A 21,811-nucleotide genomic window follows, 5' to 3' on the forward strand; every position below is an offset into this window, starting at 1 on the left:
CTGCAATCGCTGGACTGACAGCGATGAACCTCTCTTCGCCAGCAGATGCCGCATCCTGATTTGGCGCGCTTATTGTATCGGGATCAAAACCTCGTTACGCCGCAAGAACCAGGGCGTAAGCGGCCCGTTGTAGCGCGCCCATCTTTCGCTTCCTGAAGCGGTCAAGCCTGTTTTTCGCATCCAATCTTCGAGTTCAGATTTGTGCTGCGTATAGTTCTTTTCGCTCCATGTCCCAGAGTACCTGACCACGGCCATTTTCTGCGCGGGAACTTGGCGCAAGGTAACGCTTTCGTCCTTTGGCTGCGGCAAAGTACTGAGTGTATATGTCTGCGGCATCATGAAACTGACCGCCCACTGATCTTCGACACGCTGCTGCCCTACAGGCGCCGTCATCTGAATCTTCTCACCCGCAGGAATTTGGGAAACCGGGGCCGTCATTGACAGCTTGGTGCGGGAAACATTGTCGCCCGAGATGTAATCAAACAGCTTCTTAAATGCTTTGTTTCCTGCGCTCTCCAAGTCACCGCTCACCAGGGTTTCGGCAAGCACCTGCGGGGCATACTCACGGATTTCAAATTTGCCGTCTGTCTTCAGGACGGTATAGCTCGCTTCTTCGATTGCCATCGCGGCAGGCGCCGCAGTGAGCAGCAACAGTGCCGTAAGGGTTGCCTTGAAATTCATGCTGACTCCTTCTTTGCTGACGCAATATTTGAGCAGATGTGACTATTCAGCCGGATTCAGGCCAAAAAAGCAGGCCGGGTTGAGCACAGCGATTACCCGGCGTCCTACAGCGCTTGAACCACAAAGGCCTCAGCGCAAGCGATAAGCAAGATCCACAGCTGCCGTTCCATATTGTTGAAACAGGTACGTAAAACAGTCACGATCATTTCATGCCTCCATAGGGGCTGAATAGGCACGAGTCGATCACCTTTATACAGGAAATACGGCAAGGGATACATTCGCCACATTCCCGACCTTACTTCACTTCACCCCGCATTTGCGCCTTGGCTGCCATTCCCACTGCCCGTTTTGCTTGATCAATTTGACCGGCCATTGATGGCTGCCGGCCTCATCGCATGAGGCTTTGGCGCTGAATTCGCCGTTTGGCAGCCAGCGCGGATCGCTTAAAAATGTATCGACGTGGCCCGGCTTGCCGCTTTGTTCAATGAAGTTGTAACCCTGCCAGGACAGACGTCCATCCTGCGCATAAATCATCCATTCATTGCCGTCCAGGCCATCCGGCTGCTCATTGGCGAAATACGCCCTGCCATCGCGCGAAAAATGTACGCTGAGGCCGCCCGGCGTGATGCGTCCGCTGGGCAGATGCACCAGTTTGCCGCCGAAGCGGCCTTCGTCCGCCACCGCCAACAGCAGATACTCGCCGCGCATATCGCAAAAAGTGTGCAATACGCCGGATAAGGGTTCGTCAAACGGCGGGGTGTCGGCGAATTCGAGCCAGCCGGCGCCGCTTTTCACGCGCGCCAGATGCGCTTTGGTGCGCACAAATACGGCCCCGGCCTTGCGCTTTTGTATCAATTGCGCTTCGCTCAGAGGCTTTTTCTTGCTTTCGCAGCTTAATTTGAGTTGTGCTTCGCGTACTGGAATCTGCACCGGCAGGCGCGCAGAACTGAGTGCGGAAACCGCCGAGGCAAATGCAGCCGCCGGCGGCGTGGCGGAAGGTGTGGCCGGGGACGCCGGCTGCGCCGGCTGGGCTTGCGCGCCGCCGGCCAGACTGAGCGCCAGGATCATAATCGTGCACGTTCTCATGGCATGGGATGCGATCAAAAAAGACAGCATAGCATGCGTTGAGAGTATGCCGCAGACCTCAGACCATTAAGTGAACGATCGTGCTTTTATACGTGTTATTTTGCACTGCATCAGGCAGACTGCCTGCACTGCCCTTTTTCAGCCATTACTATGCATAAATTTATTTTGCTCGCCAGCTTGTATATCGCACAAGGTTTGCCGTATGGCTATTTCACGCAGGCTTTGCCGGTTTTACTGCGCGAACAGGGGCTGAGTTTGCACACGATAGGTTTGGGCGGCGTGCTGGCTCTGCCTTGGGCCTTGAAGTTTTTATGGTCGCCGCTGGTGGATCGTTTGCAATGCCACCGGCGCTGGATTCTGCTGTGCAATCTGGCGGCTGTGCTGTGCTGCCTGTTTCTTGCGGCATTTGATTTGCAAGACTTGATCCGGAATAAGTTGTGGCTCTTGTATCTGGGCTTTTTTTGTCTGAACCTGGCCGCCGCCAGCCAGGATATCGCCACCGATGCGCTGGCGGTGATGCTGCTCTCCGAATCCGAGCGCGGTCTCGGCAATGGCGTGCAGGTGGCCGCCTACCGTCTGGGCATGATCGCCAGCGGCGGCGCCCTGCTCTCCGCCTTCGGGCTGCTGGGTTGGCAGGTTTCAACCCTGATTTTGGCCGCGATGTTGTGCCTGTGTTGTGTGCCGCTGTTATTGATGCCGGCTTTGTTTGCGGTAACGCAACAGCGGCCCGCCATGCCTGTGCTCGATCTGCGCCGCATGTTTGCGCTGGCGCTGGCGCCGGACATGCGGCCCTGGCTGGCGGCCTTGTGCGCGTATAAATTCGGCGAAACCCTGGCCACGCCGATGTTGCGGCCGATGCTGGTGGATCATGGTTTGAATTTGGCCGATCTGGCTTTATTGCTGGGCACGGTCGGTTTCGGGGCCGGTCTGGCCGGCTCGATCTGCGGCGGTTTGTTGTTAAACCGCTTGGGACGCGCGCTGGCTTTGCGCCTGTTTCTGGGCTTGACCGGTTTGAGTATCGCAAGCTGGAGCTGGCTGGCGCTGGCCCGTCCCGGCATCGGTTGGCTGCAGGCGGCCTGCGCTTTGGAACATTTCAGCGCCGGCATGGCCACCACGGCTTTATTTGCGGAAATGATGCGGCATTGCCGCAGCCATTGGGAAGCCACCGATTACACCCTGCAAGCCAGTCTGGTGGTGATGTTGACGATTGCGGCAGCCGCGCTCAGCGGGTTTTTGGCGCAAGCCATGGGTTATGCCGCTTTCTTCATCCTGTGTTCCGCCTGTTCATTGCTGGCGTTCTGGCCGCTGACTGCATATCTGCGCAGCAAAGCGGCAAACTGAAGCGGCCCTGGCGCGCCGCAGCCAGCGACTGCGCGGCGGCTTGAACCGCGCCGCCTGGTTAAGCGAACACCGTGGCGCATTGCCGGCTCAAGACCAGCAAACGGCCCTGACTGTCCCAGCAGCTGGCGCCGATATGCGCATAACCGTCAGCCGCGCAATCGGCCTGCGCCTGGTATTGCAACCAATCGTGGGCCGGCAGCGCATCCAGCGCAGCGCAAAATTCCATGCTCCAGCTCAAGCTGGAGGCCGGGGCCGGGGTGCTCAGCATTTGCAACACCGAAGGCGGCCAGCTGTCGAGCAAGGCGATCAGGTCGGCCATGCGCATGTTTTGCTGCGCCACGCCGGCCGCTTCGCTCCAGCGCATCCAGCCTTGAATCAAGTGCTGGCCACTGTTGCGGAAAGGGAAATCGCCTTGCTGCATGCGGAAATCGACCATGCGCGTAAAGTCCGGGGTAATCCCGGGCAGCCAGGGCAAGGCGCGCCCGTCTTGCGCCGCCCCGATTGCCGGCGCGGCGGCGGCCCCGATCGCCAGCATTGAATTGCGCGGCGCGCCGAAGCTGGCCAGCGCGGCGGCCATCACCTGGCCGTCTTGCAACACCCGGCAAGCCATCTGAGTGACAGACTTGCCGCGCCGCAAAATCTCGCTGTGAAATTGCGCGGCGCCAGGGGCCAGCGGCGCGGTGAAGGAAATATTCAAGGCGCGTAAAGGTAAGCTGCCCGCCGCACTGTCGGCGCGCTGCAGGCTGGCCTGCATATGCGCATACAACAGGGCCACGCCCAAGCCGCCAAACGTGGCGCGCCCCTGGCCCCAGCCGGGCAAAATTTCTACCTGATCTGCGCTTTGCGCTTGCTGCAACATGGCGTCGAATGACATGGCTATCTCCTCGGTGATGGGGCGTCAAACGGATTTCAGCGCAGAGGCCGGCAGCGTGGGGCGCAGCTGATCCAGCTTGCTCCGCACTGCGCTGTGCAGGGTGGCGGAAAACTCAGGATAAAAATCAGCGTGCATGCCGCGCATTTCCACTTCGCTGACGCCGATTTCAAGGCGGAAGGCGTTGGCGGCGCAGCGCATGGCGTTGTCGGCTTGCTGCAGCCGCGCCACGCTGTCAATCGCTTGCAGCGGCGCGCCGTGTTGGGCGCGGTGCAGCGCCACGCGCGCTTGATGCAGGGCCAGGATGTGTTCCAGCGGGGTGTCGGATTCCAGCGCCAGGGTGTGCAGGCGCGGGCCGTGCTCGAACAGACTGCTTTCGCGTAAATTGCTGGTCAGGATGAATTCATCGCCCAGCCAGCTCAAGATGCGCATCAGCTTGATGCCGTGCAAGCTCTCCAGCACCAGGGCTGCGCCGTCTTCCAGCATCCAGAGTTGTCCCTGTCCCTGCTCGCCAAGAGCGCGGTTGTTGTTGAGGTTTTCAAAGCGCTTGATCAGGCGCAGGCCGGCGGCTTCTAATTGCGGCGCCAATTCGGCGAACCAGTCTGATTCCGGCGCCGCAAATGCACCGGCGGCGACTTCGCGCAGGCTGATTTCCTCGCTCTGGATCAATTTGCATATGCTGTCGCTGATGGCTTCGCTCATTTCCTGCAAGGCTTGCACATCATGCGCTTGCGGCTGCTCCGGGCTGTCGGCCAGTTGGCTCAACATCTGCTGCGCCTGTTCGCCCATTTCAAAGATATTCTGGCCGCCGCCGCGCACGCCGTCCAAATCGCCACTGCCAAACATTTGCTGTAACTGGGACAACCCTTCAGCCATGTCGCGCTGCCGGCAGTGCAGGAAATGGGCGCGCCCGGCGCTGCAGGCTTGCGCCTCATGTTCGGCTTGTTGCGCCGCTTCCAGCCATTCGTCCTGCACGTCTTCATCATCGGATTGCGCTGCGCAGCTTTTGCAATATGCAGCCAATTGCTGTTGCAGGATGCAGGCTTGCGGGTAGTTTTCCAGCGCCATCTCAAGCGTGGCGCGCGTCCCCAGCGTTTCTTGATCAATTTCAACTTGCTGCAAAATGGCGCGCGCCTCAAACAGATTGGCGGCATGCCAGACAGCGCCGACGGCGTCGCAAAAATGGCCGGCGGGGATTTGCCCCTCTTCCCCGGTTTCGCCGCTTTGCGCCAAACGCGCTAACAGCAGGCCGTGGCGGCGCAATAATTCAGCATCCTGCAGATGCGCTGCGCGCGCTGACAGCAGCAGGCTGTAATGCAGCCAGGGCATCCAGACCGGCAAGTCGTGCCAGATATCCAGCAGACGCAGACAAAAGCCGTAATCGGCGGCGTGCTGTTGCATCAATTGCAAAAAAATTTGCCCGGCTTGCTGTTCCAATTCATGAATGCGCGCGTAATACAGGCGATCCTGTCCCGGGTCGGGGGCGTCTTCATCGGTTTCATCGCCGCTGTTGGCGGCTTGCGTCTGCGCGCCCAGCCGTGACAGCAAGGCGCGGGTTTGCTCGGCGGCCTGGCGCGCGTCGCGCAGATCCGCTTCTTCCTGCGCATCGGCCAGATCCGCTTCCTGCGCCGCGCCGTCCTGCTCTTCTTCCATTTCGGCGATGTGGCTGGCCCAGCGCATTTGCAGGCGCGCATGCTGCAACACATATTCGCGCTCCCCGCTTTGCAAAGCTGCCGCATCGGCCCAATCCTGCCAGGCGTCAACATAGCAATAGGCGGCTTCCAGCAATTGGCCGCGCAGGCTGTGCAACAAGGCTTGCTGCTGCGCGCCGCCGCCGGCTTGCAAGGCGGCTTGCAATTCGTCCAGTAAATCATCGAGATACGGATCTTCTTCCTGCAGCGCGGCGTGGACACGCTGTTGTAATTCTTCATGGTTCATGTTCTGCTCCTTGGCGGTCGGACTGGACGCTGTCGGTATTTACCTGCATCATGCCGCATCATAGCAGCCGGCTGCCGCCGCCACCCACCTGATGGAAGATTTTCATGAGTCAAGATTCTGCTTGCAAACAAACGCCTGGCCGGTTCACGCCGGAGGTGCATTTTGGTAAATGTGAGGGGCGCGCGGTGTGCGTTGCGGTGTGCCCGGAGCAGGTGTTTGAAATCCGCCGGATTGCGCCGGAAGATTTGGCGCAGCTCAATTTTTTGCAACGTCTGAAACAAAAAATTCATGGCGGACAAGTGGCGTATGCGGTGCGCGCCGAGGCCTGCGCGGCCTGTGGCAAGTGTGTCACGGCCTGTCCGGAAAATGCGATTACTTTGCGCCGCGCCGCGCCCTGATCAGGACTCGCGTTCGATTTCCGGCGGCAGCCCGACCCAGGCATGTTTGCGCTCTTCATAGACTGACACGCGGGGCGGGGGAAAGTCGGGGTCGGCAAACGCGCCGACCGGTATCGCGATGACTTCCGGCTGTTCTTCGCAGATATAAAACAGCGTGGCGCTGCACAGCGGGCAAAAATGAAAATCAATCGCGCTGCCGCTGTCGCCAATCCGGCGCCAGCTGCGCCATGCGCCCTGGATGCTGACATCGCTGCGCGCAAAACGCGCCTGCATGCCGAATACGCTGCCGGTTCTGCGCTGGCAGGCTAAGCAATGACAGATGGAAATGCGCAAGGCTTCGCCCTGCACGCTGGCTTGCAAACTGCCGCAGCTGCAGGCGGCCTGACGCACAATGCGCGGCGCGTCAGGGGGCGGCAGGGCTTTGGCGAATGACATCTCAGGCGGCTTGCAGGAAGCGTTGTTCAGCCCCGCGCCAGAGGGCTTGCAAAGGCGGACTGAGTTCGATCCCGATGGCGCTGTTTTGTACTGCGGCGCAGGCCGGCAGCAACACATCATCCAGCGCGCCGATACAGAGTTTGACTTCGACTTGATTACGCATCCGGGTCACCACGCCGCTGTCTTCAAAGCCGGCGGCAAGCGCCATTTTCAGACTGCCGCCGCTGTTTTCGGCGACAAACCAGCGGCGTCCGGCTTGATGCGCCTGCAACAGTGTGAGCGCAGTGAGCAACAGTGTGCAGCCTTGACGCCGGCATTCCGGCGCCACATACAGGGCCAGACCTTCAGCGATTTCATCGCGCCCGGCTTGCGGCATAACGCGCAGCGGAAAGCCGGTGGCGCTTTCAAATTTAAAACGGCCATGCGGAGCCTGCGGCAGATTCAGGGCCGCCATGCCGCACAGTTCGCCTTGTTGTTCCAATAACAAGAAACGCATGCCGGCCCATACTTCCGGCCCCGGCAAACCACTGCCGCCGCGCTCTTCAAAACTGCGTTGCCACAAGGCGCGCACTGCGCCGCGCTGGCTTAAATCCGGTGCTTCCTGGCTGATTCGCCATTGTTGTTTTAACATGCTTACTCCTGTCGGCGCGACATCAGATGCAAGCTCAAAACGGTGATTGGACAGGCGGGACTGCACAGATTAGCGGCGTCCAGACATGACGGCGCGATGATCAGCCGCATGCTATGAATGCCTGATGGCTGCCAGGCGGATCAATAGCGTCAGGGAGTCGGCAAACATGCCATCGCGCCGGCGGCGCACTCATCAGATCTGTGAAGCGCAATCTGCGGAAATCTGAAACAAAATCAGCACCCTTATTTAACCACAAAGCGGTCAATTGCCGTTTTTAGCTTTAATGCGCAAAGCAGGCAGCTTGCCGCGCGTTCGCGCCAGCCACAACTGACAGACCTGACAGGTAGTTCACTTTCGCGCTTGATGCATATTGCGCATTCTCTGCGCGATATACAAAAAACCGTGGCGCCGGCGCAACTTTCTCCTACACTATCGAGGCATTCTTGTTTGGGTTTATTCCTGCCACATTCTCACTTCAGGAGTCCGCCATGCCAGTCCAAAACTTCATCGCCGCTTTACGCAACCGCACCATCCAGGGAATGGGCGCCCGCCCGGGAAATCTTGCCAGCATGCAAAATTCAGAATTGTCCGGCACCTGTTTTGTGACGTATTACTATTACTATGTGACGGTGAGCGCATCCGCCACCAACCGTTTAGCCTGCGCCATCAGCGACCAGGGCGAGGCTAACGGCGTGTATCTGCAGTACAAAGACTATGCCAGCACGATTGCCAAAATCAGCGGTTTGCAGCCGGTGATGGTGAGCGGCGGCTTCAGCGGCTGCCGCTACAAAATTTTCAGCCACAATGGTCAGTATTACTGCGCCCATATTTCGCGTCCCAGCGATGGCGCCAACACCGAAGGCGCACGCGAAGCCTGTGTCAATCTGATGGATAACTATGCGACGCAAAAAGGCTGGACTGAGTTGCAAAGCATCGGCACTACCGGCTATATCGGGCAAAACGGTTGCGCCGAAGTGGTGGTGGTGAGTCAATTGTTTGATGACCGCATCGATACCCTGGTGCTGCAGGTCGATAATCGCGGCATGATCGTCGGCGACGCCCTGACCAGCACCGCGCTGTAAGCCGGCGGCGCGGTGTTTGCTGTCTGCCGTCTCACATGCCGCGCCGCACGCCGGAGCCGACTTGCAAGTCGGCAAACCAATTGATGAAGCGCATCACGTCTTCACCCTGATAAATCGCGCCGTGCTGCGGGCACAGCATATCAATCTGCATTTGCGCGGCGCGCTCGCACCAATCCAGCTTGGCTTCGTTCGATCCCATCCAGCGCCGATGAAATCCTGCCGCATGGCGGATGTGCAAATCAAAATCATCGACAAATAATGCCTGCTGATCATGCGGCAGCAGCGCGGCCCCGATATCGCCGGAAAACAGGATACGCGCTTTGGGGTCGTATAAATTGAAATTGCCGGATGAGTGTAAATAATGCGCCGGCACAGCTTGCAGCGCCAAGCTGCCCAAATGCAGGGTATCGCCCTGATCCGGCAGGCAGATGAAGGTGTCTTTGCGGCCGCCGAAGTGGGGTACGAATGAAGACCACAACCAGCTTAAATAACATTTCAGTTCGGGATTGAAATCCAGCCACAGCGCCAGCGAGGAAATCACATCCGGATCTTGATGTGAGGCGAAAATGGCGCGGATGTTGCGCGCATCATAGCTGCGGCTGATGGCGGCAAACACTTCCGGAAAAATTTCCATGCCGCCGGGGTCGGTCAGCAAGGCCTGTTCGCCATATTGAATCAGGTATTCATTGGTGTCGATCAGATGGTCCGGCTTGTCCGGGTCGCGCGTAACGGCGGCCCATTGATGTGCGCCGCTGCGGTAGATGACTTCACATTTTTTCATATTGAAAAATCCGTTTAAGAGCATCCAAACTATCAATTGCGCCTTGCATTGCGCGATCAATTTGCATAGCGATATTGTGCATTTCGCTACGTGCGCCGGCGCCAAGATTAGCTTCAATCTTGCCATTGTGGGCCAGCATGGCGCCGGAACGGCACAAGGCAAGACAACGCGCTAATTGGTATTGCAAACTGCTTTGATAATCTTTTTCATCGACCCCGTGCCGGCCTTGTTGCTCCAGCAATTGCCCGAGCACGGTTTTGAGCCAAATGTCGCGTCCCTCGTCCTGTTCGACTTTACTCAAGAGATTGATGCGGCGTTTGAGTTTGAGGCTGGCGGCCTGGCGCTGCACTGATTGAAACACCAGGCTTTGCAACTCCAGCAAAATATCCTGCACCCGCACGCTGAAACTGCGCAACTCTTCCGCCACCACGCGAAAGCCGGCGGATTCGCGTCCGATGCGCTTGGACACCAGCAAGGCGTTGAGCGCGACCAGATTCAAATCACGCGCCCGCTCAGACACCATTTGCATAGCTTCATTGATGGCGACCGCATGTTGCAAAGGATGATGCGCTGGCATAGTGACTCCCGGATTGTCTGGGCTGTTTCACATTGTAGGCCGCGCCGGCGCCGCCGCGCCATATGCCGGAAGGATGAGGCCGGGGCTTAATTTCCTCCCCCTTTCAGCCTCCCCCCTGTGGAATGCAAATCACCACTTCGCAGCCTTCGCCCGGCGTGCTGTGGGCCTGGATGCTGCCTTTCAGGCCGCGTGTGACATGGTTGTAGGCGACATGCAGGCCGAGGCCGATATGACCGCCGTTGCCGCTCTTGGTGGTGAAAAACGGCTCGAATAAATGCGGCATATGCTGGGAAGCAATGCCGCAGCCGTTATCGACAATATGCAATTCGAGTTGCCGGCTTTCGTTTTGCCAGGCGTGCAAGGTCAGGCGATTGGCCGGCCCCCGGCTGGCGTAAGGCGGATCGGCGAAAGCGTGGTCGGCCACATTCGCCAGCACCCGGGTCAAGGCTTCGGTCAATTCCTCCTGAATGAATTCGGCTTGCAGGCCGGCTTCAACTTCCAGCGTGATGCTGCAGCCGCGCGCTTGCAAAGCGACGCAGGCCAAGGCCAGCAATTCTTGCAGATATTGTGCGACATCCACTTTTTCGCTATGGCTGGAGCCGGCTTCATGCACGGCAATCGCCATGAAGGTGTTGACCAATTCGGCCACCCGTTTGCCGGCGCGCAAAGCAATGCCGGCGTACTCCTCGCCTTCGGCTGATTGCTCTTCCAATTGCTGCTTGCTGATGCGTCCCTGCTGCAAGTCAGTGCGCAAACTTTGCCAGGCGTGCAGCGCGCCGGAAATCCCGGTCAGAGTGGTGCCCAGCGGCGTATTGATTTCGTGCGCAATGCCGGCCACCAGGCCGCCCAGCGAAGCCATTTTCTCCTGTTGCACCAACTGTCCCTGCGCCTGGCGCAAGGCTTTCAAGAACATGGCGTTGGCCAGCGCGATGGCGCCATACGCGGACAGGGTGCGGAAAATCAATTGTTCCCGTTCGCCATATGCTTCGGCGCGCGCGGATTGCACCGACATCACGCCCAGCACGCGTTCATCCACCATCAGCGGGGCGAATAAAGCGCTGTGCATCAGGCGTGTGCCATTCACATGGCCGGGAATCGCGCTGTCTGGCGTGGTGCGCATATACATTTCGCGTTTTTCGCGCGCCACGCGGGCGATATTCGATTCGGCTGACTGCAGCGCGATGCTGCTCATCGGCAGAGTTTTGCCATCTTCCTGGCCAAACACCAGCTCCAGCACGGCGGCTTGCTGATTTAAACGGTAGATCGCAAAACAGGGCGCATCCATCATTTGCGCGACATGCATAAACAGCGCCTGGAACACATTGCTGTCTTCCAGATTGGCGGTGATTTCGCGCCCGATATCGCCCAATTGACGCAGCGTTTCTACCGATAAGGCCAGATGCGCATTGGCTTGATTCAAGGCTTGATTGGCGCCGTGCAATTCCTGATTCGCATTTTGCAATTGCTGCTGACGCGCTTGTAATTGCATGGTGCGCTCGGCCACCTGGGCTTGCAATTCCTGCTGGCGGCGGCGCAGGATGGCGGTGCGGCCATGCACCAGCGCCACCATGGCTGCCGCCCCGCCCAGCAGCAAGAGCAGATAAAACCACCAGCTCTGATGCCAGTCCGGCAACACCCGGACCGGCAAAGTCTGCGTCCATTCCTGCCATTCTTCGACATTGCCGTTTAAAGCCACGCCGCTGCGCAAGCGCAGCTGATACACACCGGGGGACAGATTGGTGTAACTGGCCTGACGCACCTTGCTGTCTGCTTCGACCCAGTTGCTGTCATAGCCTTCCAGCCGGTAGGCGTAGTTGCGCCGCTCAGGGGCGACAAAATCGAGCGCGGCGAATTCCAGCGCCAGACTGTTGCCCTGCGGCTGCAAGACCAGGGTTTGCGGCTGCCCCAGATTCAAATGGCTGGAACGCTCTGGTTTGCCACCAAGGCGCAAACCCGTCACCGCCAGCGGCGTCGGCGCGGTTCCGGTTTTGGGCAGCAAGGCAGGCCGCACCACGGTCAAGCCGCCCTGCCCGCCGAACAGCAACTCTCCGTGCGGGCCGGCGATGCCGGAATCATTCCAATAGCCTGGGATGTGCACCCCGTCGGCGCGCCGCCAGGGACGGGCGCGCATCTGTTGCGGGTTGATTTGCAAGAGGCCATTGATGGTGCTGGCCCAGATATCGCCATGGCTGTCTTCCAGTAATTTGGCGATCATCATTTCACGCATGCCGGGATATTGCGTGAGGCGGATAAACTGGCGGCTCTTTTCCGGCGCTTCCAATACATGAATCCCGCCGCCCAGCGTCGCCACCCACAAGCGCCCGCGCCGGTCAAACAGCAAGCTGGCCACGGTGCCGGCGGCCAAAGCTTGCGGATTGCTGATCTCGGGCGGATATTCCTGCACGCTCTCATCCGAGGGACGGTAACGCACCACACCGTTATTCCGCGTGCCGAGCCAGATATCGCCCTGGCGGCTGAATTCCATGGCGTTGATGACGAAATTTTTAAGGCCGGCGATGCTGCGCAAGGTGCGCGTCTGTAAATCAAAATATTGCAGGCCGGCGTCTGTGCCCAGCCACAAACCGCCCTCGCCTGCCAGAATGGCGCGGACTTGCAATTGCATGCCGGCGTTCAGGGGGACCGCTTGAATTTTGCGCTTGGCGTAATCGAAATGGAACAAGCCCAGATTCGAGCCTATCCAGCATTCCTGATTGCGCATCGGGCTGAAGGTGAAGATGCCGGAGAGCGGGATTTTTTCGCCGCGTTCATTGAGTCCTTCGCGTATCCATTCAATCGTGTTTTTCACCGGGTCGAGCAGATTCAAGCCGTTTTTTTGCAAGCTCAAGAGCACCACGCCATCTTGCGCCATCCCCACCGCAGAGACATCCGGGCCATTGATCTGCTGATTGCGCATGGTCGGCGTTTGCGCTCCGAACAGGGTCAAAAATGCCTCTTGTTGCGGCAACTGCCGGCTGACGCCGCGAAAACCGCCAACCCACATCTGGCCCTGGCGGTCTTTCCACATCGACAGCACGGCATCGCTGGCCAGACTGGACGGCAGCGCCGCTTCATAACGTATCCGGTGGCTGACGCCGCTGGCGCGGTCGTATTCGATAATCCCGTTGCCATAGGTGCCGAACCAGATGCGGTGCGCATCGATTTCCATCATGCTGGAAATGTTTTCACGCAGCGGCTGGCTCTGACTCGCGCCGGGCGCGCGCTCCAGCACTTTTTCAATCCGTTTGCCATGCAAAAGCCACACCCCCTGATCAACCGTGCCGACCCAGATTTCGCCATTTTTGCTCATCGCCAGCGCCGACACATGCGGCTGCACCGCCATCTCCGGCAGCGGGTGCGGGTGCGGCTTGCTCTCGCCCGGCATTAAGCGCATCAAGCCTTTGCGTGTGCCTATCCACAAGCTGCCGCCGGCGTCGCGCAACAGGCTGCGCACATGGTTATGCAATAAACCGTCTTTTTCCTCATACAAACTGAGGCGTCCGTTTTGCATATGCCATAAACCGTCGCTGCCGCCTATCCACAAACCGCCCTGCCCATCTTCCGCCAGGGCGCTGACCATATTGTGTTTTTTGCCGCCGGACTGCAGCGCCACCCGCTCGAAGCGGTCAAGTTTGGGGTCGTAATACGCCAGCCCGCCGCTTAAAGTGCCTATCCACAAGCGGCCGGCCTGATCGCTTAACAGGGTTTGCACAAAATTATTCGGCAAACTGTATGGATCCGCCGGATTCGGCAGATAGGTCTGAAAACGGTAACCATCCCAGCGCGCCAGCCCGCCTTGCGTGCCAAACCAGAGAAAACCCTGGCTGTCTTCAGCAATCGCCGTCACCAGCGGATGCGGCAAGCCTTGTTCCGGGCCGAGATGTTGAAACACGCTGTCGCTGACATAATGCCAGCGCATATCACGCGCACTGTGCGCACTGTGCGGCGCCTGGGCAATGGCGTGACGCGGCTGCAGCAAGGTGAGTAAAATTGATGTGGATAAGAATGCACAGAGGAAAAAGCAAGCAATCCGCCGCCACATGCATTGCGCATCCTGGCATCTTTCAGCACTGACCGATGCCGCTGGCGTATTGTGCTGGCAGCATTGCGAAAACTGCATGCAGTTCCTTTCCGGAATGTTATGCGCCGGCGCCGCGCTGAAAATCATGCGGAAACGCAAGCGTTTCTTTATTATTCCCGGCCCGCTGCGCCGACTTCCCTGGTTTGATCCGGCGCAGCCGCAGCTTGAATTCATTGTGCACCAAGGCTGCATAGAAAAGAAGTAATTCTTCTGCAGCCACATACATGCACATATGCGCAGCCTGCCTGCGGCAACTCACTGCAGTTTTTTCAAGGCCTCTTCAACAATCGGACTCAAGCGCTGGCGCAAGGCGCTTTGCCGGCTTTGCTGCAACATAAAATACAGCGGCAGCCAGACTGCGCCCAGATTATGCTTTTGCGTCAGCTGTGCGGCGCTGACGCTGCCCGCCGGCGGCAAGCTGGCCAGGGCTTGCGCAGCCCAGGCGCGCCAGCGCGCCTCATCCCACGGCTCGCGCAGCGCGAGGTAAAACAGGGCTTGCGCAATGCGCTCGCCTTCGCCATGCGTGTAGGCGTGCCGGTTTTGCCCCATTTGCACGCTCAAGGCTTGCAGCAGCGCTGCGGCCTGAGCTTCTTCCAGCGCTGGATTCAAGGCCAGTTGCATGACCCAATCCGCGCCATGCGCGACGGCATGACGCCAGCCGTCTTGCGCATCCCAGGCGCGATAGTCTTGAATGGATTTGATCCAATCCGCCGCCGCTTGCGCCAGCTGGCGTCTTTGCTCCTGGCTTAAAAACGCCTGTTTGCGATCCACCCGCGCCACTTCAGCCAGCGCCAGCGCGGCAAAGGGGCGCGCCACGCCATCCGCATCCGCACCCTGCAACATGGCCAGCAAGCGCTGACGCAGCTCTTGCACCGCATCGGCTGGCATGCGGGCGCTGCGCAAGAGCGCTTGCAAACCTTCAAACCCGAGTTCATCGCGCAGCTGCGGGTCGCGCTCCTTGAGGCATTGCGCCAGCGCCGGCAGCAAGTCCGGCCCGGCTTTGGCCCATTGTGCGGTTTTATGCACAGCCAGTTCGGCCTTGGCCGGACAGACCGCCGCGCCAGCCTGTGCGCACAGCGCCATCAGCATCCATCCCAACAGCTGTTTTCTCATCTTCACATTTCCTTTCTCACCATAGGTAAAAACCGAGCAGGCGCTTCAAACATCCGGACAAATCACAGGTACAATCTGCGCCTGCCCATTTTTGCCAGCTTATCATGTCAGAAAGACTAGCCGTTTTCGCACAATACGTATTGCCCAAGCAAGCCTTGACGCGCTTTGCCGGGACCATTGCCGGCATGCAGGCCGGCGCCCTGACCACCCGCCTGATTGAAGATTTCATTCAGCGCTACGGGGTGAATATGGCCGAAGCGGCCAACCCGGACCCCGCCGCCTACGCCTGTTTCAATGATTTCTTTGTGCGGGCGCTCAAACCCGGCGCGCGCCCGCTGGCCGCCGCGCCCTATGTCTGCCCGGTGGATGGCGCCATTTCACAGCTGGGCAAAATCGAACACGATCAAATCATCCAGGCCAAAGGCCACAGCTACACCTGCACCGAACTGGTGGGCGGCAACGCGGAATTGGCGCAAAAATTTCATGACGGCGATTTTGTGAATATTTATTTATCGCCCAAAGATTACCACCGCATTCATATGCCCTGCCCGGGCCGCCTGCAGCGCATGATTTATGTGCCGGGCGATCTGTTTTCAGTCAACCCGGTGACGGCGCGCGGCGTGCCCAAATTGTTTGCCCGCAATGAGCGCGTGGTCTGCGTGTTTGAAGGCCAGAAAGGCCCGTTTGTGATGGTGCTGGTCGGCGCCACCGTGGTCGGCAGCATGGCCACCACCTGGCATGGCCTGGTCAATCCGCCGCGCCGCAAAGATGTCACTTCCTGGGACTACGCCAAGCAAAACATCCGCTTGAGCAAGGGCGAGGAAATGGGCCGATTTTTACTCGGTTCGACAGTGATCATGCTGTTCCCCAAGAATACAATTGCGCTGAATCCGGCCTGGCAGGCGGAAGGCGGCGTACGCTTGGGCCAGGAAATGGGAAGGGAAGGAAAGGCAGGCAAAAAAAACCTATAATCACTTGACATACAATATCAGCTTGCTAGAATCTTTTTAGTTTAAGCCGGATCTATTAAAACGATAATACGCGTAACCCGGCTGGTATCGAACTTGTATTCATCCCGCCAGATGTTAGCTGTGTCTGGAAAAAAGAGATCGACTAAATGACAACTGAAGCAATGCCTGACACCCTTCTTCAAGGCGGGGAAGAGTCGGCTGTTGATAAAGCAAAACTTGCCGAGATGATTGACACGGCATTTGCTGATTTATACGCCTACATCCCCGACCCAAGTGGGCCCAGCATGCTGAAAAAAGAACCCTTTTTGCTCCAAGCCATTCAAGAAGAGTTCATTTTGCCTCCAAATGACGATGTCAAAATCGAAGATTTGACTGAAGAAGACATGCGACTACCAGACGGATTTCTTTGATGAGCACATCTGCCCCGCCAGAAGAGAATATCAGCCCATATGAAGACGACTCGGCACAACGGAGCGCTGCCAGGATTGCCTTGCTGAAAAATGCATTTGAGCCAAGCGCAAAAACCCTTATGAATGACTTGCAAAGGGAGAGTGGTGAGACATGGTCACTGGAAAAAACCGCTGTTCACGGGATATTAGATTCCTACGTTGAGTACCGGGATCAAGCAAAGCGCCTGATGCATCCAAAAGACGAGGCCAATAGCAAACCTTTGATGTATTACCGGATTGACCGACACAAGATCGCAGCTGCTTTTCTTCTGGCGATACTGAGGCACCGCCCGCTACGCCCGCCAACCGGACATAATTTCCGCTTCATGCTCCAACAATACGCCAATGAAATACTGGCGTTTAAAACCGCGATCAGGGTGCTGGCCATCTATGCCCAGCACGACGCCAGGAAGCAACAGCAAATTCAACTGGCAGTTCCGATCTACCCAAACAGTAACGGTGTCGCTTACGTTGAACACGCCTACCGCGCTTTACGCCATGCCAACCACCATATGCCAGAAAAACTGACCTTACCAATCGTCGCACATTGGATGTTTTACATTGAAAAATTCTGGCACGTTGGCAAGTTAAGTAAATCACTGCACGCATCCGTTACCGAGCCAGAAGCAAGCTTAGCGCTGCAAGATATTTTGCAGTCCTTCAACGAAGAATAAACCGCTAAGCTGCTCCCGGCTTTGGCCCTGTGCTACTGCTGCGAATACAAACCAATCATATTGCCCTCGGTGTCAATCACCAGGGCGATGAAGCCATATTCGCCAATCGAAAATTTTTCTTTGGAAATGCGCCCGCCATGCTGTGCCGCGCGCGCCGCCTGCACAGCGCAGTCCTCGCAGGAAAAATACACCAGGGTGCTGTTGCCGCCGGCTTTCACGCCTTCCATCTGCACCAGTGAGCCGGTGGCGCCGGGGGCGCCTGGGCCGCCGGATGGAAATACCAGCATCGCCTCGGGGCCGGGCGCATTCGGCAATTCCTGCAGCTGACACTCCAGCATCGCCTCATAAAATGCGCGGGCGCGCGCCATATCATCGACATAAATCTCAAACCAGCCGATCGGGTTCCTGACTGCCTGCTCCATCTTGTACTCCTTGCAAGGTGAAAGGGAAATGCGTGGCGAAAAACCACAACCAGTCTAGCCTCTGCCGGCGCGCCTGCCGCAAAATTCTCAGAAAAATCCTTGTCCAGCGTTGTAAGAAGTCCTGTGTGATGTGTATCTGCAGCATTATTCCATTCATCGAAACAATATTTTCCTTTTCGCATAGATTCTCTATTTTTTCACAAGAGTGCATGATGTGATTTTTCACTCATCAGAGCCAATCATGAGCAATCAGCCCCGCCCGCCCCTGCCGCCTTTTAATCATGAAACCGCTGCGCAAAAAGTGCGCATGGCCGAAGACGCCTGGAACAGCCGTGATCCGGCGCGGGTCGTGCTGGCGTATACCGCAGACAGCCGCTGGCGCAATCGCGACGAATTTCTGCTTGGACGGGAAGATATCGCCGCCTTTTTGACGCGTAAATGGCAGCGCGAATTGGAATATCGTTTGATCAAAGAACTCTGGGCCTATGGCGAACGGCGCATCGCGGTGCGCTTCGCCTATGAATGGTGCGATCAGAATGGCCGTTTTTTCCGCTCATATGGCAATGAAAATTGGGAATTTGACGCACACGGCTTGATGGCCTTGCGTCACGCCAGCATCAATGATCTGGCCATCAGCGAGGCGCAACGCCTGTTTCATTGGCCGCTTGGTGCGCGTCCTGCTGAGCATCCCGCTTTATCCGAGCTTGGATTATAAAATCAACAAGAAAACGCGGCGCGAATACCACAAGCCGCCAAGTTTTCTTTTTTTATGCAAAGTCCCCCTCCCCTGTCCCCGGCTTTGCACTATATTGAACTGACTTGTCTGCCATCCCCGCCCCCGATGCGGCAAACTGCGCCCGATGCCTGGCGCGTCACAGCTTCATGCCGCCAGGGGATATTTTCCTGCGCTGCATGTTGCTTCTGTCACCCCTGATAAGGAGATAAGCCATGTTTGCAGCAATATCCCGTTCTATCCTGTGCCTGGCTGTATGCGCACTGGCCAGCGCCAATGCGGTGGCCGATGATGGCAAGGAAATCGCGACTGACCGGCCCGATTTCGTCGAATCCAGCGATGTCGTCCCCAAAGGCATGTGGCAAATCGAAACCAGCTTGAACTGGGAGCGCAATACGCAACAAGGCGCAAATGACCGCAGCTTCGCCACCCCGACCCTGCTGCGTTTCGGCTTTGCCAACAATCTGGAATTCCGTATCGAAACCGATGGCCGCGTCTGGCAACGCACCGATGACGGCACAGGCAGTGTGCGCACCAATGGCTGGGCTGACACCTCACTTGGCTTGAAATGGCATTTTATGGATGGCAAAGACAGCACGCCTTCCGCTGCACTCTTATTCCATGCCGATCTGGACAGCGGCAGCGATGGCTTGCGCGGCAATGGCATCCGGCCTTCCATCCGTCTGGTGGCGGAATGGGACTTGCCCGATGACATGTCGCTGGGCATCATGCCGGGCCTGATGTTTGACAAAAACGCCGATGGCAAGCGCTTCACCAGCGGTATTTTCGGGATTGTGGTGGGCAAGGAATGGAGCAAGACTTTCCGCAGCTTTGTTGAAGTCTCGCTGCCGCAAATCACCGGCAACAGCAATGGCGGCACGCAAGCCAATCTGACTGTGGGCGGGGCCTGGCTGCTGTCTGACAATGTGCAGCTTGACACCGCCCTTTCGCGCGGTTTGAACAAGCGCACTCCAAGCTGGAATTGGACGGTCGGTTTGTCAATGCGCTTCTGATGCGCCGTATTGCCAGCGGCGCGGCCAGCGCAAGGTCGCGCCATTGGCGACGGCGGCGAAGCGCTCTTGCGCAATCCCGGCGGCAGCCAGGGCCTGCGCCAAATCGCGCGGCGGCTGATCCAGCGGCTCATCGGTTAATTGAAATGTGCCCCAATGCACCGCAAGCGCCTGGCGGCAAGCCAGATCCTGGAAAATCCGCACGCTTTCCGCCGGATTCACATGCTGGCTTTGCATAAACCAGCGCGGCTCATAAGCCCCGATGGGCAACAGCGCCAGATCGAAACCGCCATCAGGCCGCGCTGACTGGCGCGCAGCAAAACGCTGGCGGATATCGGCAAAATCGGGCGAGTAGCCGGTATCGCCGGCAAAAAACAAATGCGCATCCTGACAAAACAGGGCAAAACCGCCCCACAAAGCCTGCATCGCATCAAATGGGGTGCGCGAAGACCAGTGCTGGGCCGGGGTCAGCACAATCTCCAATGCCTGCCGCGCTTGCTGCTGCGGCAAACACAGGCTGTCCCACCAATCCAATTCATGCACATGGAAAATGCCGCGCTTGGCGAACCAGGCGCGGTGGCCGAGCGGACAGACAATCAACGGCGGCGCACTGTGACGCGTCATCAATCTGCGCAAACTGGCTTCGTCCATATGATCGTAATGATTATGTGAGAGCAAAATCAGATCCAGCGGCGGCAGTTGATCTATCTGTAAAGCCGGCGGCTGACGCCGCGCAGGCCCCAGCCATTGAAACGGCGAGCAGCGCTGCGCAAACACCGGGTCGGTCAAGATATTCCAGCCGGCGCATTGCAACAGCACCGTGATATGGCCGATCCAGGTCGCCGCCGGCGTCATCTGCAAACCGGCCCCGGCATTGGCCTCGATAAAAGCCAGCTCCGGCGCAACGTGCGGCAGCGCCTGCTGCATTTGGGGCGGGCCTTTGCGCCAGGCTTGCCAGCGCCAGCGCAACAACTCGCCCAGCTTTTTCTTGGCAAAAGGCTGATAATTGTTTTGAAAGCCATCCGGCCTGTGATGCGGACGGCTGGCGTCGTAGTATGGATTTTTCATTGCGGCGTTACACTGTGAAGGTATGCGCCAGCTTAACCTATCCGCTGCGCAGAGCAAAACTTGGCGCCGGCGCCAAGCCCAAGACGCAGCATCCACCACCGGGAGTATTTGATGAAACGCATTGCATTCTGTCTGCTGTTCGCCGCCCTGCCGGCGCTGGCCTGTCCGCCCTTGCTCAAACACAACTTCAAGCGCCTGCAGGACGATGCGCCGCAGGATTTATGCCAGCACAGCGGCAAAGTGCTGCTGGTGGTCAACACCGCCAGCTATTGCGGCTACACCAGCCAATATCAGGGGCTGGAAAAACTCTACGCCCAATATAAAGACAAAGGGCTGGTGATTCTCGGCTTTCCCTCAAATGACTTTGAACAAGAACCCGGCGCCAACAAGGAAATCGCCGATTTTTGCTACAACACTTATGGCGTCAAATTTCCGATGTACGCCAAATCCAGCGTCAGCGGGGCCAAAGCGAACCCGCTGTATAAAATGCTGAAAGAAAAAAGCGGGCAAAACGTAAGCTGGAATTTCAATAAATATCTGATCAGCCGCGATGGCAATCAAGTCAGTCATTTTGGCAGCAAAGTCGAGCCGGAAGACCGCGCCCTGATACAGAAATTGGAACAGGCGCTGGCGGCCAAGTAAGTACAATCCACATCCGTTTGCTACAATTTTTATACTTCATTCAATGATAAAATCCAGCGCCGCCCACATGCGGCGCCTTTTTGCAACCCAGCGCCCGCCAGCCGGGCGATCAAGAGAAAAAACATGCGTAAATTAATCGTTTTATTGAGTTTTGTATTCTTCAGCGGCGCCGCTATGGCGGAACCGGCCAAGGCTGAAACCGTGCGCGAACTGCTCAAGCTGTCCAAGGTCGAGCGTATGCTGGATATGGTGTACGGCAATCTGGACCAAACCATGGAAAACCTGATTCAGACCGGCTTAAAAGGCCAGGCCATGAGCGAAGAGGATAAAAAGAAAACCGATCAATTCCGCAGCAAATTCATCCAGATCATGAAAGAGGAATTGAGCTGGGAAAAGCTGGAGCCGCTGTACACCAAAATTTATCAGGATGTGTTTACCCAGGAAGAAATGGAAAGCCTGGTGGCTTTTTATAAAACCCCGGGCGGCCAGGCCCTGATTGAAAAAATGCCGCTGACCATGCAAAAGTCGATGAGCGTAATGCAAGAGCGCCTGCCCGGCTTGATGGTGAAAATCGAAGCGCTGACCAAAGAAACCTTCGGCGAAGCTCCTGCTTCCGGTAAGAAAAAGAAAAAATAATTCCCTCTTTTGGCGCAAGCAAGCTTGCGCCGGCCAACCGCCCCGGGCCAGCGCGCCCGGCGGCTCAAGTCCAGGCAAGCGCATCCGAAAACACAGTGTACGCGCATCATTCGATATGGTGCAGTGACTGTTGATATGCTAATTTAAGTATAAGAATATTGCATTGCCAAGACTGCAGCACGCTCACCCCGCGC

23 protein-coding genes are annotated in these 21,811 nt (G+C 57.7%); 10 read left to right on the plus strand and 13 right to left on the minus strand.

The window, feature by feature from the left end; translation table 11 throughout:
* Positions 1 to 69 precede the first annotated feature (69 nt).
* Complete coding sequence (locus V8J88_RS14950; RefSeq protein ID WP_338844977.1) at positions 70 to 681, minus strand: heme-binding protein; 612 nt, start codon at positions 679 to 681, stop codon at positions 70 to 72.
* Positions 682 to 981: 300 nt separating this feature from the next.
* Positions 982 to 1,767 carry a hypothetical protein gene (locus V8J88_RS14955; protein WP_338844978.1) on the minus strand — a complete coding sequence of 262 codons (786 nt, stop codon included), beginning with the start codon at positions 1,765 to 1,767 and terminating at the stop codon, positions 982 to 984.
* A 150-nt stretch (positions 1,768 to 1,917) separates the two neighbouring features.
* On the opposite strand from V8J88_RS14955, the gene V8J88_RS14960 reads away from it, so the two are divergent.
* Entirely contained in the window at positions 1,918 to 3,108 is a 1,191-nt protein-coding gene (locus V8J88_RS14960) for an MFS transporter (protein ID WP_338844980.1), read from the plus strand.
* A gap of 58 nt (positions 3,109 to 3,166) precedes the next feature.
* On the opposite strand, the gene V8J88_RS14965 is transcribed toward V8J88_RS14960, so the two are convergent.
* Both V8J88_RS14965 and V8J88_RS14970 read right to left on the minus strand, forming a co-directional pair.
* Positions 3,167 to 3,982 carry a thioesterase family protein gene (locus tag V8J88_RS14965; RefSeq protein ID WP_338844981.1) on the minus strand — a complete coding sequence of 272 codons (816 nt, stop codon included), beginning with the start codon at positions 3,980 to 3,982 and terminating at the stop codon, positions 3,167 to 3,169.
* Positions 3,983 to 4,006: 24 nt separating this feature from the next.
* Positions 4,007 to 5,917 (minus strand): hypothetical protein, encoded by a 1,911-nt coding sequence (locus V8J88_RS14970; RefSeq protein WP_338844982.1) that lies wholly within the window; start codon positions 5,915 to 5,917, stop codon positions 4,007 to 4,009.
* Positions 5,918 to 6,021: 104 nt separating this feature from the next.
* On the opposite strand from V8J88_RS14970, the gene V8J88_RS14975 reads away from it, so the two are divergent.
* On the plus strand, positions 6,022 to 6,315 hold the full coding sequence (locus V8J88_RS14975; RefSeq protein WP_338844983.1) for a 4Fe-4S dicluster domain-containing protein: 294 nt from the start codon (positions 6,022 to 6,024) through the stop codon (positions 6,313 to 6,315).
* On the opposite strand, the gene V8J88_RS14980 is transcribed toward V8J88_RS14975, so the two are convergent.
* Together V8J88_RS14980 and V8J88_RS14985 are read right to left on the minus strand one after the other, a co-directional pair.
* The gene (locus V8J88_RS14980) at positions 6,316 to 6,750 is read right to left on the minus strand and encodes a GFA family protein (RefSeq protein ID WP_338844985.1); all 435 of its coding nucleotides are present in this window, start codon (positions 6,748 to 6,750) and stop codon (positions 6,316 to 6,318) included. It lies immediately after the preceding gene.
* 1 nt (position 6,751) lies between these two features.
* Positions 6,752 to 7,381 carry a GNAT family N-acetyltransferase gene (locus tag V8J88_RS14985; protein ID WP_338844987.1) on the minus strand — a complete coding sequence of 210 codons (630 nt, stop codon included), beginning with the start codon at positions 7,379 to 7,381 and terminating at the stop codon, positions 6,752 to 6,754.
* Positions 7,382 to 7,869: 488 nt separating this feature from the next.
* Between V8J88_RS14985 and V8J88_RS14990 the strand changes: the two genes are divergently transcribed.
* Complete coding sequence (locus V8J88_RS14990) at positions 7,870 to 8,463, plus strand: hypothetical protein (RefSeq protein ID WP_338844988.1); 594 nt, start codon at positions 7,870 to 7,872, stop codon at positions 8,461 to 8,463.
* A 31-nt stretch (positions 8,464 to 8,494) separates the two neighbouring features.
* Here V8J88_RS14990 and V8J88_RS14995 read toward each other — a convergent pair whose 3' ends face one another.
* From V8J88_RS14995 to V8J88_RS15015, 5 genes are all read right to left on the minus strand, one after another.
* The gene (locus V8J88_RS14995; RefSeq protein ID WP_338844989.1) at positions 8,495 to 9,244 is read right to left on the minus strand and encodes an MBL fold metallo-hydrolase; all 750 of its coding nucleotides are present in this window, start codon (positions 9,242 to 9,244) and stop codon (positions 8,495 to 8,497) included.
* Positions 9,231 to 9,821, minus strand: coding sequence for a hypothetical protein (locus V8J88_RS15000; protein ID WP_338844990.1), 591 nt, complete (start codon positions 9,819 to 9,821; stop codon positions 9,231 to 9,233). Before V8J88_RS15000 ends, V8J88_RS14995 begins: the two co-directional genes overlap by 14 nt.
* 103 nt (positions 9,822 to 9,924) lie before the next feature.
* Complete coding sequence (locus V8J88_RS15005) at positions 9,925 to 13,737, minus strand: two-component regulator propeller domain-containing protein (protein ID WP_338844991.1); 3,813 nt, start codon at positions 13,735 to 13,737, stop codon at positions 9,925 to 9,927.
* Between the two features lie 220 nt (positions 13,738 to 13,957).
* A complete protein-coding gene (locus tag V8J88_RS15010) occupies positions 13,958 to 14,119 on the minus strand; it encodes a hypothetical protein (protein ID WP_338844992.1) in 162 nt (53 codons plus the stop codon).
* Between the two features lie 35 nt (positions 14,120 to 14,154).
* The gene (locus tag V8J88_RS15015) at positions 14,155 to 15,012 is read right to left on the minus strand and encodes a DUF2785 domain-containing protein (protein ID WP_338844993.1); all 858 of its coding nucleotides are present in this window, start codon (positions 15,010 to 15,012) and stop codon (positions 14,155 to 14,157) included.
* Between the two features lie 104 nt (positions 15,013 to 15,116).
* Here V8J88_RS15015 and asd point away from each other — a divergent pair, with 104 nt between their 5' ends.
* From asd to V8J88_RS15030, 3 genes are all read left to right on the plus strand, one after another.
* The gene (gene asd, locus V8J88_RS15020; RefSeq protein ID WP_338844995.1) at positions 15,117 to 15,983 is read left to right on the plus strand and encodes an archaetidylserine decarboxylase; all 867 of its coding nucleotides are present in this window, start codon (positions 15,117 to 15,119) and stop codon (positions 15,981 to 15,983) included.
* Between the two features lie 146 nt (positions 15,984 to 16,129).
* Positions 16,130 to 16,393 (plus strand): hypothetical protein, encoded by a 264-nt coding sequence (locus V8J88_RS15025; protein ID WP_338844997.1) that lies wholly within the window; start codon positions 16,130 to 16,132, stop codon positions 16,391 to 16,393.
* Positions 16,393 to 17,106, plus strand: coding sequence for a hypothetical protein (locus V8J88_RS15030; RefSeq protein WP_338844998.1), 714 nt, complete (start codon positions 16,393 to 16,395; stop codon positions 17,104 to 17,106). Before V8J88_RS15025 ends, V8J88_RS15030 begins: the two co-directional genes overlap by 1 nt.
* Before the next feature lie 32 nt (positions 17,107 to 17,138).
* On the opposite strand, the gene V8J88_RS15035 is transcribed toward V8J88_RS15030, so the two are convergent.
* Positions 17,139 to 17,528 carry a VOC family protein gene (locus V8J88_RS15035; protein ID WP_338844999.1) on the minus strand — a complete coding sequence of 130 codons (390 nt, stop codon included), beginning with the start codon at positions 17,526 to 17,528 and terminating at the stop codon, positions 17,139 to 17,141.
* A 241-nt stretch (positions 17,529 to 17,769) separates the two neighbouring features.
* Here V8J88_RS15035 and V8J88_RS15040 point away from each other — a divergent pair, with 241 nt between their 5' ends.
* On the plus strand, positions 17,770 to 18,243 hold the full coding sequence (locus V8J88_RS15040) for a nuclear transport factor 2 family protein (RefSeq protein WP_338845000.1): 474 nt from the start codon (positions 17,770 to 17,772) through the stop codon (positions 18,241 to 18,243).
* Positions 18,244 to 18,476: 233 nt separating this feature from the next.
* Positions 18,477 to 19,274, plus strand: a complete 798-nt coding sequence (locus tag V8J88_RS15045; RefSeq protein WP_338845001.1) for a transporter — start codon at positions 18,477 to 18,479, stop codon at positions 19,272 to 19,274.
* Here the strand turns inward: V8J88_RS15045 and V8J88_RS15050 are convergent.
* Complete coding sequence (locus V8J88_RS15050) at positions 19,260 to 20,339, minus strand: MBL fold metallo-hydrolase (RefSeq protein ID WP_338845002.1); 1,080 nt, start codon at positions 20,337 to 20,339, stop codon at positions 19,260 to 19,262. The genes V8J88_RS15045 and V8J88_RS15050 overlap by 15 nt on opposite strands.
* Before the next feature lie 111 nt (positions 20,340 to 20,450).
* On the opposite strand from V8J88_RS15050, the gene V8J88_RS15055 reads away from it, so the two are divergent.
* Together V8J88_RS15055 and V8J88_RS15060 are read left to right on the plus strand one after the other, a co-directional pair.
* Positions 20,451 to 20,981 carry a glutathione peroxidase gene (locus V8J88_RS15055; protein ID WP_338845003.1) on the plus strand — a complete coding sequence of 177 codons (531 nt, stop codon included), beginning with the start codon at positions 20,451 to 20,453 and terminating at the stop codon, positions 20,979 to 20,981.
* A 123-nt stretch (positions 20,982 to 21,104) separates the two neighbouring features.
* On the plus strand, positions 21,105 to 21,617 hold the full coding sequence (locus V8J88_RS15060) for a DUF2059 domain-containing protein (RefSeq protein WP_338845004.1): 513 nt from the start codon (positions 21,105 to 21,107) through the stop codon (positions 21,615 to 21,617).
* Positions 21,618 to 21,811 lie beyond the last annotated feature (194 nt).

Origin of the sequence: Massilia sp. W12, assembly GCF_037300705.1 — a bacterium.
Classification (GTDB): Bacteria; Pseudomonadota; Gammaproteobacteria; order Burkholderiales; family Burkholderiaceae_D; genus JACPVY01.